At 69.0% G+C, this 15,576-nt stretch carries 17 protein-coding genes and 1 tRNA gene; 8 read left to right on the top strand and 10 right to left on the bottom strand.

Translation table 11 applies throughout. The features are described 5' to 3' along the window. The first annotated feature begins 54 nt into the window (after positions 1 to 54). Positions 55 to 645, top strand: coding sequence for a TetR/AcrR family transcriptional regulator (locus ACIQLK_RS01750; protein WP_400362416.1), 591 nt, complete (start codon positions 55 to 57; stop codon positions 643 to 645). On the opposite strand, the gene ACIQLK_RS01755 is transcribed toward ACIQLK_RS01750, so the two are convergent. Next, positions 629 to 1,678 (bottom strand): zinc-binding dehydrogenase, encoded by a 1,050-nt coding sequence (locus ACIQLK_RS01755; RefSeq protein ID WP_400362418.1) that lies wholly within the window; start codon positions 1,676 to 1,678, stop codon positions 629 to 631. The genes ACIQLK_RS01750 and ACIQLK_RS01755 overlap by 17 nt on opposite strands. A gap of 30 nt (positions 1,679 to 1,708) precedes the next feature. After that, positions 1,709 to 2,593 carry a LysR family transcriptional regulator gene (locus ACIQLK_RS01760; RefSeq protein ID WP_400362419.1) on the bottom strand — a complete coding sequence of 295 codons (885 nt, stop codon included), beginning with the start codon at positions 2,591 to 2,593 and terminating at the stop codon, positions 1,709 to 1,711. A 69-nt stretch (positions 2,594 to 2,662) separates the two neighbouring features. On the opposite strand from ACIQLK_RS01760, the gene ACIQLK_RS01765 reads away from it, so the two are divergent. From ACIQLK_RS01765 to ACIQLK_RS01775, 3 genes are all read left to right on the top strand, one after another. After that, a complete protein-coding gene (locus tag ACIQLK_RS01765) occupies positions 2,663 to 3,835 on the top strand; it encodes an MFS transporter (RefSeq protein WP_400362421.1) in 1,173 nt (390 codons plus the stop codon). Positions 3,836 to 3,863: 28 nt separating this feature from the next. Continuing rightward, positions 3,864 to 4,205: a hypothetical protein gene (locus tag ACIQLK_RS01770; protein ID WP_400362423.1), complete on the top strand. Its 342-nt coding sequence runs from the start codon at positions 3,864 to 3,866 to the stop codon at positions 4,203 to 4,205. Positions 4,206 to 4,267: 62 nt separating this feature from the next. Beyond that, positions 4,268 to 4,341 (top strand) — tRNA-Gly (locus ACIQLK_RS01775). A 31-nt stretch (positions 4,342 to 4,372) separates the two neighbouring features. On the opposite strand, the gene ACIQLK_RS01780 is transcribed toward ACIQLK_RS01775, so the two are convergent. Beyond that, a complete protein-coding gene (locus ACIQLK_RS01780; protein WP_400362424.1) occupies positions 4,373 to 4,864 on the bottom strand; it encodes a hypothetical protein in 492 nt (163 codons plus the stop codon). A 145-nt stretch (positions 4,865 to 5,009) separates the two neighbouring features. Then, on the bottom strand, positions 5,010 to 6,800 hold the full coding sequence (locus tag ACIQLK_RS01785) for a dienelactone hydrolase family protein (protein ID WP_400362426.1): 1,791 nt from the start codon (positions 6,798 to 6,800) through the stop codon (positions 5,010 to 5,012). 330 nt (positions 6,801 to 7,130) lie between these two features. Between ACIQLK_RS01785 and ACIQLK_RS01790 the strand changes: the two genes are divergently transcribed. Continuing rightward, positions 7,131 to 7,427: a YrhK family protein gene (locus ACIQLK_RS01790; RefSeq protein ID WP_400362428.1), complete on the top strand. Its 297-nt coding sequence runs from the start codon at positions 7,131 to 7,133 to the stop codon at positions 7,425 to 7,427. 680 nt (positions 7,428 to 8,107) lie between these two features. Next, positions 8,108 to 8,860 carry an SDR family NAD(P)-dependent oxidoreductase gene (locus ACIQLK_RS01795; RefSeq protein WP_400362430.1) on the top strand — a complete coding sequence of 251 codons (753 nt, stop codon included), beginning with the start codon at positions 8,108 to 8,110 and terminating at the stop codon, positions 8,858 to 8,860. 36 nt (positions 8,861 to 8,896) lie between these two features. On the opposite strand, the gene ACIQLK_RS01800 is transcribed toward ACIQLK_RS01795, so the two are convergent. The 3 genes from ACIQLK_RS01800 to ACIQLK_RS01810 form a co-directional block, all read right to left on the bottom strand. Continuing rightward, entirely contained in the window at positions 8,897 to 9,241 is a 345-nt protein-coding gene (locus ACIQLK_RS01800) for a hypothetical protein (protein WP_400362431.1), read from the bottom strand. Positions 9,242 to 9,342: 101 nt separating this feature from the next. Next, positions 9,343 to 9,702: a hypothetical protein gene (locus ACIQLK_RS01805; RefSeq protein WP_400362432.1), complete on the bottom strand. Its 360-nt coding sequence runs from the start codon at positions 9,700 to 9,702 to the stop codon at positions 9,343 to 9,345. Between the two features lie 76 nt (positions 9,703 to 9,778). Then, positions 9,779 to 10,312 carry a MarR family winged helix-turn-helix transcriptional regulator gene (locus ACIQLK_RS01810; RefSeq protein ID WP_400362434.1) on the bottom strand — a complete coding sequence of 178 codons (534 nt, stop codon included), beginning with the start codon at positions 10,310 to 10,312 and terminating at the stop codon, positions 9,779 to 9,781. A 130-nt stretch (positions 10,313 to 10,442) separates the two neighbouring features. Between ACIQLK_RS01810 and ACIQLK_RS01815 the strand changes: the two genes are divergently transcribed. After that, complete coding sequence (locus ACIQLK_RS01815; protein ID WP_400362436.1) at positions 10,443 to 10,772, top strand: hypothetical protein; 330 nt, start codon at positions 10,443 to 10,445, stop codon at positions 10,770 to 10,772. A 29-nt stretch (positions 10,773 to 10,801) separates the two neighbouring features. Here the strand turns inward: ACIQLK_RS01815 and ACIQLK_RS01820 are convergent, their stop codons facing one another. The 3 genes from ACIQLK_RS01820 to ACIQLK_RS01830 all read right to left on the bottom strand — a co-directional run bounded on the left by ACIQLK_RS01820 (position 10,802) and on the right by ACIQLK_RS01830 (position 14,410). Next, a complete protein-coding gene (locus ACIQLK_RS01820) occupies positions 10,802 to 11,677 on the bottom strand; it encodes an EamA family transporter (RefSeq protein ID WP_400362438.1) in 876 nt (291 codons plus the stop codon). Beyond that, complete coding sequence (locus ACIQLK_RS01825) at positions 11,674 to 12,903, bottom strand: serine hydrolase domain-containing protein (protein ID WP_400362440.1); 1,230 nt, start codon at positions 12,901 to 12,903, stop codon at positions 11,674 to 11,676. The genes ACIQLK_RS01820 and ACIQLK_RS01825 overlap by 4 nt, the downstream gene beginning before the upstream one ends. 115 nt (positions 12,904 to 13,018) lie before the next feature. After that, entirely contained in the window at positions 13,019 to 14,410 is a 1,392-nt protein-coding gene (locus tag ACIQLK_RS01830; protein WP_400362442.1) for an ATP-dependent RecD-like DNA helicase, read from the bottom strand. Positions 14,411 to 14,445: 35 nt separating this feature from the next. Between ACIQLK_RS01830 and ACIQLK_RS01835 the strand changes: the two genes are divergently transcribed. Beyond that, on the top strand, positions 14,446 to 15,570 hold the full coding sequence (locus ACIQLK_RS01835) for a hypothetical protein (RefSeq protein WP_400362444.1): 1,125 nt from the start codon (positions 14,446 to 14,448) through the stop codon (positions 15,568 to 15,570). Positions 15,571 to 15,576 lie beyond the last annotated feature (6 nt).

Here is a 15,576-nt window from a genome sequence, read left to right on the forward strand (position 1 = left end):
ACGCTAGCTCAAAAACGTGCACCTGCACGGTTTCGCGTGATCTACTGTTCGACTATGACCGATGCACCGGCTCGCGGACCATACGCGAAGTCCGCCGCGCGGCGCAGCGAGATCATCGCGACCGCGACGGCCGTCTTCGGCACGCACGGGTACCGGGGCGGGTCGCTGCGGCAGATCGCGAAGCAGCTCGATCTGAGCCTCACGACCGTCATGCACCACTTCCCCACGAAGGTGTCGCTGCTGGCTGCCGTCCTCTCGCAGGAGGATGCCGCCGACACGGACTTCCTGGAGCGTTCCGCCCGCGACGGCTTCATCCCGACGGTGCTCGCGATCGTCGAGCGCAACATCGGCCGGCGCGAACTGGTGCGCATGTTCACCGTCGTACAGGCCGAGGCGACGCACGCCGACCACGAGGCTCACGCGTGGCTCCGCCAGCGATATGCCGCCGTCATCCCCGACTACGCGAGCGCGATCGAGCACGACCGCACGGCCGGCCGCGTGACGACGACCGAGGACGCCACCATGCTCGCGGACCTCGTCATCGGGACGTGGGAGGGCATCCAGGTGCGCTGGCTCGCCGACGGCACGGATCCCGTCGCCGCGATGCGGGTCGCGCTCGACGCGTTGCTCACGCCTGCCGGGTGATCCGCGGGTCGATCATCGTCATCCCCGCCGGCGAGGCCGAGTCCATGACCGGCAGCAGCTCGGCGGCCTGCTCGAGCGAGACGGTCCGCTCGATGAGATCCTGCGGGCGGAGCGCGCCGCGGGCGATGAGCTGCAGCATCCCGGGATAGTCCTCCGCAGCCATGCCGTGGCTGCCGAGGATGTCGAGCTCCCACGCGATGGCGCGTGCCAGCGGGGCGGGGGTGAGGCCGGATGCCGAGGGCAGCAGTCCGACCTGGACGTGCCGACCCCGGCGGCGCAGGCTGTGGATGGCGTCCGCGCAGGTCTGCTCACTGCCGACGGCGTCGACGGAGACGTGCGCACCGCCGCCCGTGACCGCATGGACGGCCTCGGGCACGTCTTGGCCGGCCGCGACGATCACCTGGTCCGCGCCGAGCGCGCGCGCGGCCTCGAGCGCGGCGGCCGACCGGTCGACCGCGACGACCTTCGCGCCGAGCGCCTTCGCGATCATGACGGCGCTGAGACCGACGCCGCCGGCACCGACGATCACGACCCACTCACCGTCGGCCAGCTGCGCGCGAGCGGTCAGCGCGCGGTAGGCGGTGGCGAAGCGGCATCCGAGTGCGGCGGCAGCGGCGAACGGGATGGACTCCGGCACGGCGACGAGGTTGCGGTCGGCGGCGTGCAAAGCGACCCGCTCGGCGAACGATCCCCAGTGGGTGAAGCCCGGCTGCTCCTGGGCGGGGCACACCTGCGCGTTGCCGCTGCCGCACCATTGGCACCGGCCGCATCCGCACACGAACGGCACCGTCACCCGGTCGCCGACCGACCACTTCTCGACGCCGGCGCCGACCTCGACGATGACGCCCGCGAGCTCGTGTCCGGGAACGTGCGGCAGGGCGATGTCGTCGTGTCCGATCCAGGCGTGCCAGTCGCTGCGGCACAGTCCGGTCGCGTGCACCTCGATGACGGCGCCGCCCACGGGCGCGACCGGATCGGGGACCCCGGTGACGACGAGCGGTCCTGCGATCTGTTCCATGACCATCGCGCGCATCCTCCGATTCTGCCGCGCGAGGGCGGGCCCTCAGGACCGGGTGAGCCCGCGGAGCACGGCGATGACGTCGTCGACCGCGGGCGGACGAGGTCCGGTCCGGAAGACGACGCCCATGTCGCGCGCGGCGCGAGGATCGTCGATCGGCCGCTGGACGCACCCGTCGAGCGGATGCGGCACCTCGGGCCCGATGGCGATTCCCAGGCCCGCCGCGACGAGGCCGTGAAGTGTGCGCAGGTCATCGCCCTCGAAGGCGATGTCGAGCGGCATGCCTTCGGCGGCGAAGAGCTGCTCGAGCGTTCGGCGCAGGCCGTAGCCCGGTTTGAGCGTCACGTGCGTCTCGCCGACGACGTCTGCGAGAGTGACCCGCGCGGCAGTGGCGAGGCGATGCCCCTCGGGGACGACGACCACGAGCGGCTCGTCGTAGAGGTGGAGCGTTCCTCCGGAGGGATGCGTCGCGGCGGCCCCCGAGACGATCGCGAGGTCGGTCCGTCCGGAGTCGAGTTCGGCGAGGCAGCCGTCGCGGGCGCCCTGCCAGAGCTGTACGCGGATATCGGGACGCTCTTCGCGCAGCCGCCGGACGAGTCGAGGCACGAGGTGCTCGCCGAGAGAGTTCTGGAACGCCAGTCCGACGGTCGAACGGGCGTCGTCGAGCGAGTCGAGCGCGTCCTGCGCGGCGCGGAGGGCGACGCGGATGCCGGGGAGCATCCGCCGGGCGGCGTCGGTGAGCCGGATGCCGCGACCGTCCCGCGCCACGAGGGCGACGCCGAGCCGGGACTCGAGGTGCCGCAGTGCGCGGCTCACTGTCGGCTGCGGAACACCGAGTGTCTCCGCGGCACGGGTGACGTGCTCATCCGCACCCAGCGCCTCGAGCAGCGGGAGGTGGGGCAGCAGGTCGGCCAGGCGATCGCGACTCATGCGTCCACGCTATCGCTCGGTGCGCATCGGTATTGGATTCGCATGTGAAGGATGCCTACCGTAGAACGAGTGACAACTGTCGGCATCCCTCCTCTCACCGCCTCACCCCGCCGCCTCGGAGCGGCGATGTGGACGACCGGGATCGCCACCTTCGGGGTGCTCTACGCGCCGCAGGGCCTGCTCACGGGGATCGCCGAGACGTACCGACTCACCGCCGCCGACGCGTCGTGGGTCGTGTCGGCGGCGACCCTCGGACTCGCCCTCGCGATCCTGCCGTGGGCGCTCGCCGCCGACCGCTTCGGACGCAGACGGATGCTGCGCGTCGCCGCCGTGGCCGCGGCGGTGATCGCCGTCGCATCGCCCCTGCTGCCCGGGTTCGCCGGGCTGCTCGTGGGCCGATTCCTGCTCGGCGCGGCGCTCGGCGGCATCCCGGCTCTCGCGGTCGCGTACCTGCACGAAGCTGCCGGTCCGCAACGAGCGGGGGTCGCGGCAGGTGCGTACGTCGCCGCGACGAGCGTCGGCGGGCTCGCGGGGCGGCTCGTCGCGGCACCGGTGGGCGAGCTCGTCGGGTGGCGACTGTCGCTCGAGTTGCTCGGTATCCTCGCCGCGGCGCTGACGGCGCTGTTCGCCGTGCTGCTGCCGCCGACCGTGGAACACCGTGCGGTGTCGTTGAGCGTCAGCCTTCGGATCCTCGGCCGGCAGGCCGTGAACCGGCGCGCACTGCCGCTTTACGCGATCGGCGCGATGGTCGTCGGGGCGATGGTGGCCGTCTTCAACGCCCTCGGCTTCCGGCTGGAAGCCGCGCCGTACTTCCTGTCGGCGACCGCTGTCTCGCTCGTGTTCCTGACGTACCTGTCGGGCACGGTGACGTCGCGGATGTCGGGAGCCCTGGTTCGGCGCTTCGGAACACGGATGCCGCTGGTCGCCGGCGGCGCGGCGATGACGATCGGCGCGGTCATCACCCTGGCATCACCCGTCGCCGTCATCGTCTTCGGCATCCTTCTCATCACAGCCGGCATGTTCCTCGCCCATGCGACGGCGAACGCCGCGACCGCGCGTGCAGGTGGATCGGGACGACAGCACGCCGTCGCGCTGTACAGCGTCGCGTACTACATCGGCTCGAGCGCGCTCGGGACGGTCGGGGCGGCGGCGTGGACGACGGGCGGGTGGCTCGCGCTCGCCGGCCTCGTCGCTGCGCTCGGTGTGCTGGTCGTGGTCGCGTCCGTCAAGGTCCGGGACTGAGTCCAGCGGATTCGCTACAGTGCCCGGCATGGACAACTACGGGGGATACGCCGGACTCGGCGCCGGCGTGATCATTTTCCTGATCATTCTCTACATCGGCTTCTTCGCTCTCGCGATCTGGATCGGTTACCTCATCCAGCGCACCGCGGTGAAGAACGGGATGCTGCGAGCGATGCAGGAGAGCGGGATGATCTTCGCACCGCGCCCGGGCGCGCCCTATCCCGTGCCCGGGCAGCCCGGCGCTCAGCCGCCGTACCCCGGCCAGGCGCCGCAGGCGGGTCAGCCCCCGCGTCCCGGTCAGCCGCCGATGGGAGGACAGCCGCCGGTTCCGCCCGCCGCGCCCCCGCAGACGCCCCCGACCGGCGACTGAGCGCGTCGACGGACGGACGCCTCTGAGCCTTGCTAGGCTTACGAGGCGCCTCCGGACGCTCTGGGGCTGTAGTTCAATGGCAGAACATCTGCTTCCCAAGCAGATAGCGCGGGTTCGATTCCCGTCAGCCCCTCCATATTCACGTCGTTCCGAGACCGCCCCGCGCATCAGCCGGGGAGTGCGACGTCGGGGCGCTCGGCCGCGTCGACCTCATCGACGACGCCGACACCCTCGTACGCCTCGAGCAGCCCGGGCGATCCCCACACGGTCCGTTTCGCGGTGCCGTCGGGCCAGAGAACCACCACGTTCTTCGGCCCCAGCAAGATCCTGCTGATCTCGACCCGTCGACCGTCCTCCAACGTGAATCGGGTCGACTGGATCTGCTCACCGGTCGGGGTGCCCAGCTCCGCTGGATCCACGTCGCTGACGGGCATGTCCGTGTAGGCACGCACCCACTCGGCCACGACCTCGGGATCGTCGATCGTCAATCGCTCGATCGTCTCGGGCGCATCGCCCCAGCGGTACTCGTAGTACTCGACGACGGCCACCTCGTCCGCGGCGATCCCGAGCGACCTCTTCTCGACGAGAAGCGCGCATCCGGAGAGAGCAACGACGCACACCGCAGTCACGACTGCCGCCGGAATAGTCGATGCTCGCATTTGCGTCGAAACCTATCGGCTGCGACGGCAGCGGCACGACACGACCGGATAACGATCCGGGCGCTGACCGGCATCCCGAAGAGCCGTCCTCGCGGAACGCGTCGACCGGGCGGACGGGCACCCGCCCGGTCGACGTCGCTGTGCCTCAGTAGGTGAACACGAGGGAGTTCGTCACGCTGATGAGCGTCACGACCGCCGCGTTCAGGAACCCGGCGATGTACGGGTTGTTCGTCTCGCGGTAGATCTTGCGGCTGATGACCGCGGCGACAGCCAGGATGACGACCACCGGGAACAGCCAGATGCTGAAGATGCCGCCGAAGCCGTCGATCGTCTCACCGGTGATGAAGAACGTCGTGTACTGCGCGACGACCAACACGATCGGCCCGAGCGAGTTGAACAGCGCCAGCAGTGCGGTGTTCACCCATTCACGTCCCCGCAGCGTGAAGCGGTTGAACGAGTTGATCGCCACCGAGTTCGCGACAAAGTAGACGAGGAACAGCGGCAGGACGATCAGCGAGTACCCGATCATCTCGGGGTTGAAGGCCTTGACGGCGATCACCCAGAACCGGAAGTCGGTCTTGAAGAAGTAGTCCAAGACGAACACGATGCCGAAGGCTGCGACGGTCGTCGTCAGTGCAAGCGCCACGCCGAGACCGAAGCGCCGCCAGCCCGGGATGACACCTACAGCCCGGAGGTCCTGGCCGCTGCGGCGCCCGAACAACAGGTACGAGACCACCATGATGATCAGCCCCGCGACACCGTTGATCGCAGCCCAGATGCCGATGAACCACGGCACACCGGGGGCGATGAGGTTCACCGAACCGAATGCGATCGCGCCGGCCCACTCGGCCTGGCTGAGGAGCACGTAGCTGACGATCGAGAAGACGGCCGTGACCACGAGCCCGCCCCAGAACCAGACCAGCCCACGGCGCGTGTTCGCCACTGCCGCAACCGGCTCGGAGACGCGCAGGCCCGCGAAGGCACGGGTCGCCAGCAGAGCGCGCGTGAACGCGACGAGGAAGATGCCGAATCCGATCAGACCGAGCGTCGTCAGGACCTCCTTGAGCTGCCAGTTCTGGTCGCCTGCCGGCAACGGGTTGGGCGCGCCGAGCGATTCGTCGAAGAAGTCGACGAGGTGCCCGACGGCCGTGCTCGAGATCGTGGACCATGGGTGCGTCTGCGGCAGCGACCAGACGACGCGCATCGCTTCGGTGCCGTCGACGTCCTGGGTGTAGACCTGACCGGCCTCGCGCACATCGGTCGCCTCGGAGGGGTCTTGCCCGAAGTGGAGGAACGACTGGGCGTTGGGAGTGGAGAGGTACTCACGCGGCGGGGTCAGCGCGTTGCCCTCGGCGTCGTAGCTGCGGAAGAAGAACTCGTCGTACTGCGCCTGGATCACACCGGTGTCGCGGCCGCCGTAGATGTTCGTGAACGCACCCGCGTCGTCGACGTAGACGGGATCGTTGTCGACGAGCAGGACCGAGGCGATGAGCGGTGTCTCGGCGGCGTTGTCGAGGGCGACGGAGAAGTTCGCCGCGCGCGCGCCGTTCGAGTGACCGGTGACCCCGATCCGGGCCGGATCGACGTACGGCAGGTCGGCAATGAGCTTCACGGCGTCGTACATGCCGGTGCCGCCGACGGGCTCCTGGCCGGCGGGGAGCGGGTCGGAGTTGCCGTGCCCGTACATATCGATCGCCAGTACGACGTAGCCGCGTCGAGCGAGCTCCACGTAGTTGGCGTCCTGCATCTCGCGGTTGTTCCACCACCCGTGGCTGACCACGATCGCTGGGCGCGGATCCTCGGCAGAGACGCTCGACGGCTTGAACAGCAGAGCGCTCATCTGGCGCCCCGACGCGGCCTCCCAGCGCAGGTCCTCGACGGCGACACTGCCGCCGACGGTCTGCACGAGCGAGGCGCCGACGCTGGAAACCAGCATCAGCACCAGGGAGATCGCCAGCCAGAAGCTGTTGCGACGAAAAGTCCGTGGCCTCATCGGAAAGGTGCTCCTTCATACGCGGACCCCACGTCGGGCCCGACATCTGCGGCGGGCTCATTCCCGACACGCGACCGCCAATCTATGGAGATTCCTATGAAGGGCGGCACCGAATGCACACGTGTGCAGGAACTTCGTCAGCCGCGGAGGGGACGCGGCCTGATTTGCACGAGCACCGAACAAAAGTGCAGGAAGGGTCACGGCAGGGCCGGAGCCCACCTCGGCTCCGCACTCGCGGTCGGCGCCGTCTCACATACCTGATCTCATGGAGACATGACATCGCGCGACGCGTCCCACGACCGGACTATCCGATTCTCCATCGGACCGGATGAGATCGTCATCCGCCGGAAGTATGAGGTCGTCAGCATCCTCAACGACGTCATGGTCGCGGCCTGGTTCATCGTCGGCAGCATCCTGTTCTTCTCGGAATCGACGACGACGATCGGTACCTGGCTCTTCCTGCTGGGCAGCGTCCAACTGCTCATCCGCCCCGTGATCCGTCTCGCCCGGCATGTGCATCTGCGTCGATTCGCCAGTAGCGCGCCCGACGATTCGGGTCCGGACTTCTGACCACCGCGGCTCCCGCGATGAAGGCCAGCGGACGACGGCGTGCGAACCTCTTCACCTCGTCGAGCAGCTCGGCGGGGTCGCGCTCCCCCAACCACGAGGCGGCGTCGGCCAAACGCGTGGACACCTGCTGAACGAGGTCGGTCGCGATACCGTTCCCCTCGGAGTTCCGCGCCATCGCGCCGAGCTCATCACCTGCGGCTTTCAGGCCACCGGCGAGACGCTCCTGCTGTTGTGCGGCTTGTCCCGACAGCTCCGTGCGACTCTGCGAATAGAGGTCCTTCAGCTGCGTCTTCGCCTCGGAGGCGACGGAAGCCGCTTCATCCTTGGCAGTGTGCGCCACATCCTTCGCTGCATCGACCGCCGTGCCCGTGACAGCGGAAGCTTCCTGCTTCACGGTCTCGGCCTTGCCCGAGTCCGTCTCAGTTCCACCGGTACCGGCCGGTCCATTTCCGACTGACATAGTTGCTCCTTTGCTGGGATGTCTGTCCTGGGAGCGCTACTTTCCGAGCCATCTCGCAGGACTCGTACCGGGGTTGCACGGCACGACCATGAGGAGTAGGCGCACGCATGGCGGCGTCGACCCATCGCGGGAATTCTCCCGCCGGTTGTCCGTTGTATTCACGTGCATGGCATCGGTCGCGAGAGTCACGGCGTCAGGCCCTGCGAAAAGAGGTAACGCAATGGCACGGTTCGACGGCAAGACGGCTCTGGTCACGGGCGGCGGCAGCGGCATCGGCGCAGAGATCGCTCGCAAGCTCGCAGCCGAGGGCGCATCGGTGGTCGTCACCGACATCAATTTCGAGGCCGCCGAGGCCGTCGTCACGCAGATCACGGATGCCGGCGGTACCGCATCCGCTTTCGCGCAGAACACCGCGAAATGGGAGGACTCCGAGGCGGCCGTGCGTCATGCGCAGGACGCCTATGGCGCCCTTCACCTCGCCGTCAACAACGCGGGCATCGGTGCCGCACCCCAGAACATCGGCGATTACGACATCGAGGCGTGGGACCGTGTGCGCGCAGTCGACCTCGACGGCGTCTTTTACGGCCTGAAGTTCCAGCTGCCCGCCATCGTCGCGGCCGGCGGCGGCGCCGTCGTCAACATGGCCTCGGTCCTCGGCTCGGTCGGCATCGCTCAGAACGCGGCCTACGTCGCCAGCAAGCACGCCCTCGTCGGCCTCACGAAGGTCGCGGCCCTCGAGTACACCGCTCAGGGCGTGCGCACGAACGCCGTCGGTCCCGGCTTCATCGACACGCCGCTCGTACGAGCGAGCCTGTCGGACGACGCGCTCTCCGCCCTCGAGAAGGAGCACGCGGCAGGACGGCTCGGGACGGATGCCGAGGTCGCGGCGCTCACGCTGTTCCTGCTCAGCGACGACGCGTCCTTCATCTCGGGCAGCTACCACCTCGTCGACGGCGGCTACTCCGCGCACTGACGCGGCGCAGGATCGCCCCACGCAGCGCTCGCGGCCTCAGGCCGTGGGCGCTGCTTCGATGTGGGCGACGGAGCGAACCTCGAGGTAGCCGCACAACTCGGCGGCGGTCGCGAGCTCGGCGACGAGCGCCGCCGTGTCTTCGGCCGAGAGAGCGATCTCATTCAGCTGCGGCTCGAAGACGACGCGCCACCGCGAGTCCTCACCCATCGGGGGACGCACGTAGACGGTCGTCGACGCATTGTGCAGCGGAACGACGACGAGACCCCCATCGTCGCCCCAGGAGTCGTCCTGGATGACGACCTTGATGAGGTCTCCACCGCCGTGCGCGACGATGAATTCGTCCAACCACCGTTGAAGGGTGGCGCGGCTGCGGTACGGCATGGTCGTCTCTCTCGCGCGACAGGCGGGCCGGCGAGTCCGGCGAGTCGATATCGTGCTCAGTCGCGAGGGTAACACCCTCCGATGACACGACCTACGGCAGGTCAGGACCGCCCGAAGCCATCGAGGTCCGGATCCCAGTACGCCTCGGGGCCGTCGTCGTACTCGACGTCCACGGGCCCGGTGTCTTCTCGCGGGAAATGCGGGTGCCGACGCAACTGCGCCGCCGCGAAGGAGAAGTCGGGCTCGACTCCCTCCCAGTCGGTCGCGACGGAGAGGACATCGTTGCCGACACCGATGACGAGGGATGCCTCGCCGATCTCCCCGTTCTTCTCGAACACAATCGGAATCGTGACCGCGTCGGCCCGTCCGACCTCGGCGACCGCGGCGGTGAGCGTGATGAGTGCCTCCGCCACGTCGTCGGTCGTGACCACGGTCTCGCCGGCGTAGGTGATGCATCTCATGTCACCACTATGCGCCGCGAACCCGGTTTCGACTGACCAGTTGCTTTCGGTGCTCGAGCCAGGTACGGCGAGCGCGTCAGGACTCGGTGACGACCACCGGTGCGACGCCATCCACGGCATCCGACATACGACGAAGGAAATCCACGACGTGCTCCTGCGCCTCGGGTTCCATCGCCACGGCGACGTCGTACATCAGCCCGTGCATGCGGCCGAGGGTCTCGCGCACCTCGTCGTCGGCGTGCGCCGTCGCTCTCACGAAGATGCTGCGACGGTCCGTCGGGTTGGCGACACGCTCGACTCGCCCCGACTTCTCGAGTCGGTCGAGCATCGTGGTGATCGACGCCGATGTCACACCGAGATACTTCACGAGCTCGGCGGGACGGGCGGAGTGATCGGGCTGACGGAGCAGGAAGCGTAACGCGAGCAGTTCGTTCTCGCCCATCGACATCGAGTCGCGCGTCCGACGACGCATCGCGGACTCGGCGGCACGATAGGTGCGGAGAGCTTCGAGGACCCGTCGTGCCCGATCGCGTTGGCCGGGCGCCTCGTCGTACCAGTATCCGACCGTCGTCGACGGCCCTTCGCCGGCCTGCGCGTCGCCGTTCGCCACATCCACTCCCCGGTAGTAATGCCGTTCCCGGCGATCTCGTCGAGAATAGAGGATGAGTGAGGGCGCATGCATGCCTGTGGCGACGTGTCCGGCGATCCGCTACCCTCCCCCGACCCGGGAAGGAGTCCCGATGCCGTTCCGCAGTAAAGAAACCCTCGAGGCGTGGGTATCCGACTTCCACGACGCGCGCGGCGCGGGCGACTTGATCAAGGTCATCGTCCAGGATGGATCCGACGGATCCGATACGGGGCTCGTCATCGTCCCCCTCGAGAATGCGACCGTCGCGATCTCGATGGAGCCCGTCGAGATCGGCGAGGCCTCCTGGCGTGTGACGTTCGAACCGCAGCCCGACACGACGATCCTCAACAGCCACCAGCTCCACGGCATGGCCGCCGAACTCGCCGTCGCCGCGGAGCTCTGCGCCTACCTCGAGGCCCGCTCCGTCGGGCACGAGGAGTGACCCCGGACATCCGATCCGCCTGAGCGGCCTCAGCCGACCGGCTCGACGACATCGTCCGCGCGGCGGCCCGCGGTGCGGACGGCGCCGATCGAGGCCGCGATGACGAGCGCGACACCGATGATCTCCAGAAGAGTGAGGCGCTGTCCGAGCAGTACGAAGCCCGCCAGCGACGCCGTGGCGGGAGCGAGTGCCATGAGGATCGCGAAGGCCGCGGCCGGCAGCCGCCGCAGCGCGATCAGCTCGAGGGCGTACGGGATGGTCGAGGACAGGAGCGCGACCGCCGCACCCAACGCGATGAGATCCAGGCGCAGAAGCGCGCCCCCGGCGTCCACGATCCCGAACGGCAGTGCAAGGAACGCGCCCACCGCCATCGCGAGCGCCAACCCGTCGAGCTTCGGGAACGCGGCGCCCACCTTCGCCGACGACAGGATGTAGAACGCCCAGCTGACGGCCGCGCCGAGGGCGAACAGGACGCCCAGCGGATCGAGCCGGTCCAGCCCGCCGCCGCCGAGTGCGATCACGCCGACCAGCGCGAGCCCTGCCCAAAGCCAGGCGGAGGCGCGCCGGCTGGCGATGATCGACAGCGCGAGCGGGCCGAGCACCTCGATCGTCACCGTCACCCCGAGGGCGAGTCGCTCGAGGGCGAGGTAGAAGAATCCGTTCATGACCGCCAGCGCCAGACCGAGCTGGACGACGGCGACCCACGCTGCGCGGGTGTGGCCGCGCCACGAGGGCCGCGCGATGACCCCCAGGATGAGCGCGGAGAACACGAGGCGCAGCATCACCATGCCGAGCGGTCCGACCTCGGGGAACAGGAACACCGCGAGCGAGGCGCCGACCTCCTGGCAGCAGAGACCGACGACGACCAGCGTCACCGCGGCCGTCGACGTGCTGCGGGTGCTCACCCGCCGCAGATGGCGTAACGGGCGAGCTCGGGGGCGAGGCTCTCCGCCGTCCACGGCAGGCCCATCTCGGGTGCCGTGCGACCGTCAGCGGCGGGCGCCTTCGACGCGAGCGCCGCGAGCTGCCAGGCGAGCACGCGCACGGCGTTGGCCGAGGCGCGCGAGTCGTTGAGGACGACCACGACAGACATGCCCGTCGTCCGGTCTGCGAATGCCGCGACCATGTACCCGGCGAGCGAACCGAACTGACCGACGAGACTTCCGGCCTGGTAGGTGCCGCCGTCCGCCGTGAACCATGCCGGCTGATCGGAGTTCACCGGCCGGGGATCGGCGTAGCGCGTATCCGCGTCGTACGGCCGGGCGCCGACGGCGAGAGCGCGCACGTACGTCGACAGATCGCCCACGGTCGACACGACCCCGCCGGAGGCGGATCCGACGCTCGAGGTGACCGCGGTCACGTCGGTCGCGGCATCGCACGCCGGCTTCTTGTCCTTGCCGTTGGGGATGTAGGCGCCCTTGAGTCGATCTCCTTCGCCGACGCCGGCGGGGTATGAGCTCGACGACATCCCGAGGGGTTGGAAGACGTAATCGCTGTAGAGGTCGGCGAGCGACTCTCCGCCCGCGCGCTCGAGGACGAGCCCCAGCAGCACGTATCCGGTGTCGGCGTCGCCGAACTGAGCTCCCGGCTGGCCGGTCGTGGGGCGCGCGATGCCGTAGGCGACGAGCTCGCGCGCGTTCCACACGCGGTCGGGAGCTGCAACGACGCGAGAGAAGATCCGACTCATGTAGCCGGCCAGACCGCTCGTTCCGTCGCACAGATCGCCCAGCGTGATCGACGCCTGGCCGGGATACGCATCGAGCCAGTCGCCGACGGTCTCGTCGAGACGGACGGTGCCCTTCTCGACCAGGGCGTACAGCACGTCGCACGTCATGGCGCGCGTCACGTTCGCACTCTTGAATGTCATGTCGGGGTTCACCTCGGGCCCGTCGACGCCCGACGTGCCGAGGCCGGCGACCCACTCTCCCGACCAGGGGACCGAGACCGAGACGATCGCGCCGCTGGCTCCGACCGAGGTCATCGCCGTCTCGGTGAGCGCCTGCATCTGCTTTGCGAGGTCCGCGGGCAGCGCGCCGTCGACCTGGTCGACGCCGATGTCGATCTGCTCCGGTTTCGGAGCGCACGCGCCGAGTCCGATCGCGAGACCGAGCGCCGTCACTGCAGCGAGCACTCGCCTCGACACACGTCCTGACACGCGCAGATCACCCCCGGTTTTCGTCCCATCGATTACAGCACACCCGTCGCGTCTGCCCGGCTGCGCCTCGCACGGTGACGGATGCCGATGCTCAGCCCGCGTTCTGCGCCGCCCGCACGCCGGCCATGAAGCGCCGTACATCTCGGTCGACGAGGATGTCGGCGGGGCGCAGCGGACGCGAGAGGTACAACCCGTCGAGCGAGGTCAGTCGCGACAGCGCAACGTAGGTCTGCCCCGGGGCGAACGCGCCGTTGCCGAGGTCGATGATCGCTCGATCGTAGGTCTTGCCCTGCGACTTGTGGATCGTGACCGCCCACGCCAGCCGGAGCGGGAACTGCGTGTACTCCGCGACGATCTCGCGCGTCAGCTTGCGCGTGCCCGGGTCGTACGCGTAGCGGAACTTCTCCCACACGGTCGGCTCGACATCGTGCTCCTCGCCGTCGAGCTCGACGCGCACGGTGCCACCGGCGATGCGCGTGACGGTGCCGATCGATCCGTTGACCCAGCGCGGACCGTCCCCGCCGAATCCGCCGATGTCGTTGCGTAGGAACATCACCTGCGCGCCGACCTTCAGCTGCAGTTCCTGGTCGGCGGGGTAGGCGTCGCCGCGACCGAAGTCGCCGCTGATCTCGGCGCGCGCTGTCTGCGCCGGCCCCGGAAGGGCGTCGAGGTGACGCTGGTTGATGCGGGAGACGATGTCGTTCCGGGTCGCGAGGGTGATGATGGGCACCTCGCCCGGCGCCGGTTCCGGCGGCTTCCGCGCGCCGGCCGTGTTCAGCGCCTCCGCGATGTCGGCGGTCACGATCCCGTGGCGCACGGCGTTCAGCATCGCCTTGAACGCGTCGTCCGACTGCCGGTGGATGCTGCGGAGCTCGGCGATGTGCAGCGGGGCGCCGACCCGACCGAGATCGAGCAGTCCGTCGGAGCGGATGGCACCGGCATCCGCTCGGGGGCCCGCCCACACCTGCGCGTCGAAGAACCAGAACGAGCGATAGTGGTCCTGGATGTAGCGCAGCTCGTCGCCTCGCGGCGGGACCGGGGAGAGCTGGTACGGGTCGCCGAACATGACGACCTGCACGCCCCCGAACGCTTCGGCTCGTTTGCGCCGCGCCTGCCGGAGCGATCGGTCGATCGCGTCCATGACGTCGGCGTTGACCATCGAGACCTCGTCGATGATGAGGGTGTCGATCGCGTTCAGGATCTTGCGGGTCGCGTCGGTCTGCTCGATCTCGCTGTCGGCGATGAGGCCGATGGGCAGTTTGAACAGCGAGTGGATCGTCTGGCCCTCGACGTTCAGGGCCGCCACGCCCGTCGGCGCGCACACCGCGATCTGCTTGCTCGTGTTCCACGACAGATGCTGCAGCAGCGTCGACTTGCCGGTTCCCGCTCGGCCGGTGACGAACACGTGCTCGCGCGTGTCCTCGATCAGTCGGAAGAGCGCGTCCTGTTCGGGAGACAGGGGCGGCAGGCTCACCGGAACCATGCTAGCTACCAGGCGGCCTTTCCTAGACTGAGCACGTGGAACACGATGGCGGCGAGGTGAGGGCGGATGCCGCCGAGCCCGCCGCTCCCGCTGCCCCGACGCGGACCGAGACGGTGGCCGGGCCGCGCCGCCGCCGCCGGCTCGCAATCGACCTCACCGCTCTCGGCGTCATCGGCATCCTCCTGATCGGTGCGATCGGTGCGACCGGCGCCGTGCTCTACCGGCAGCTCTACAGCCCCACCGCGTTCGTCCTCGACTACCTGCATCTGCTCGCCGATGGGCGGGCTACCGACGCCCTCCGGCTCCCGGGGGTCTCCGCATCGTCGAGCGAGCTCGCCGCGGCGAAGCTCCCCGCCGACGCGAGCGGCGCGCTCTTGCGCGCAAACGCCCTCAGCCGTCTGACGGACGTCGAACCGGTGTCCGAGACGACGGATGCCGACGGCACGACCACGGTGACCGTCACCTACCGCGTCGGCGGCCACTCGGGCACGACGACCTTCGAGGTCGAGCGCGACGACGACGGCGCACTCCTGCCGCGCTGGCGCTTCGCCGAGAGCCCGCTCGCCGTCATCGAGCTCGAGGTCCGCGGCTCGATGCAGTTCGAGGTGAACGGGTTCTCGGTCGACAAGCGACAGGTCTCCCCCGACGGCGACGGCGCGGACCCGCTCGATCCCCTTCCTCTGCTCGCCTTCTCGCCCGGGCTGTACTCCATCACGGTCGACACCGCGGCGACGACGAGCCCGGGCGTCGCCGTCCTCTCCGACACCCCGCTCGCCGAGATCCCGGTGTCGTTCCAGGCTCAACCGACCGAGAAGTTCATCGGCGTCGTGCAGCAGGAGGTCGATGACTTCCTCGCGCAGTGCGCGACGCAGAAGGTCCTCCAGCCGACCGGTTGCCCCTTCGGCTACTACGTGCGCAATCGCATCGTCGAGCCGCCGAGCTGGAAGATCGAAGAGAACCCCGTCGTCACGCTCGAGCCCGACGGTGCCGGCTGGGCCATCACGCGCACGCAGGCGGTCGCGAAGATCGACGTGCAGATCCGATCGATCTTCGACGGCTCGATCTACGACGTCGAGGAGCTCGTCCCGTTCTTCCTCACCGGCAAGATCACGATCCTCCCCGACGGGACGGCGTCGATCGCGGTCTCGGCCGCAGACTGACCGGGC

The sequence above is a fragment of the Microbacterium sp. NPDC091382 genome (genome assembly GCF_044757025.1).
Classification (GTDB): Bacteria; Actinomycetota; Actinomycetes; order Actinomycetales; family Microbacteriaceae; genus Microbacterium.

Coding starts and splice junctions, on each gene's coding strand:
- ACIQLK_RS01785 (WP_400362426.1), bottom strand. CDS start 6,800: ATGCTGGTTTCCAGCGTCGGCGCCTCGCTCGTGCAGACCGTCGGCGGC.
- ACIQLK_RS01780 (WP_400362424.1), bottom strand. CDS start 4,864: ATGCGAGCATCGACTATTCCGGCGGCAGTCGTGACTGCGGTGTGCGTC.
- ACIQLK_RS01750 (WP_400362416.1), top strand. CDS start 55: ATGACCGATGCACCGGCTCGCGGACCATACGCGAAGTCCGCCGCGCGG.
- ACIQLK_RS01830 (WP_400362442.1), bottom strand. CDS start 14,410: ATGGTTCCGGTGAGCCTGCCGCCCCTGTCTCCCGAACAGGACGCGCTC.
- ACIQLK_RS01795 (WP_400362430.1), top strand. CDS start 8,108: ATGGCACGGTTCGACGGCAAGACGGCTCTGGTCACGGGCGGCGGCAGC.
- ACIQLK_RS01805 (WP_400362432.1), bottom strand. CDS start 9,702: ATGAGATGCATCACCTACGCCGGCGAGACCGTGGTCACGACCGACGAC.
- ACIQLK_RS01815 (WP_400362436.1), top strand. CDS start 10,443: ATGCCGTTCCGCAGTAAAGAAACCCTCGAGGCGTGGGTATCCGACTTC.
- ACIQLK_RS01800 (WP_400362431.1), bottom strand. CDS start 9,241: ATGCCGTACCGCAGCCGCGCCACCCTTCAACGGTGGTTGGACGAATTC.
- ACIQLK_RS01760 (WP_400362419.1), bottom strand. CDS start 2,593: ATGAGTCGCGATCGCCTGGCCGACCTGCTGCCCCACCTCCCGCTGCTC.
- ACIQLK_RS01790 (WP_400362428.1), top strand. CDS start 7,131: ATGACATCGCGCGACGCGTCCCACGACCGGACTATCCGATTCTCCATC.
- ACIQLK_RS01770 (WP_400362423.1), top strand. CDS start 3,864: ATGGACAACTACGGGGGATACGCCGGACTCGGCGCCGGCGTGATCATT.
- ACIQLK_RS01755 (WP_400362418.1), bottom strand. CDS start 1,678: ATGCGCGCGATGGTCATGGAACAGATCGCAGGACCGCTCGTCGTCACC.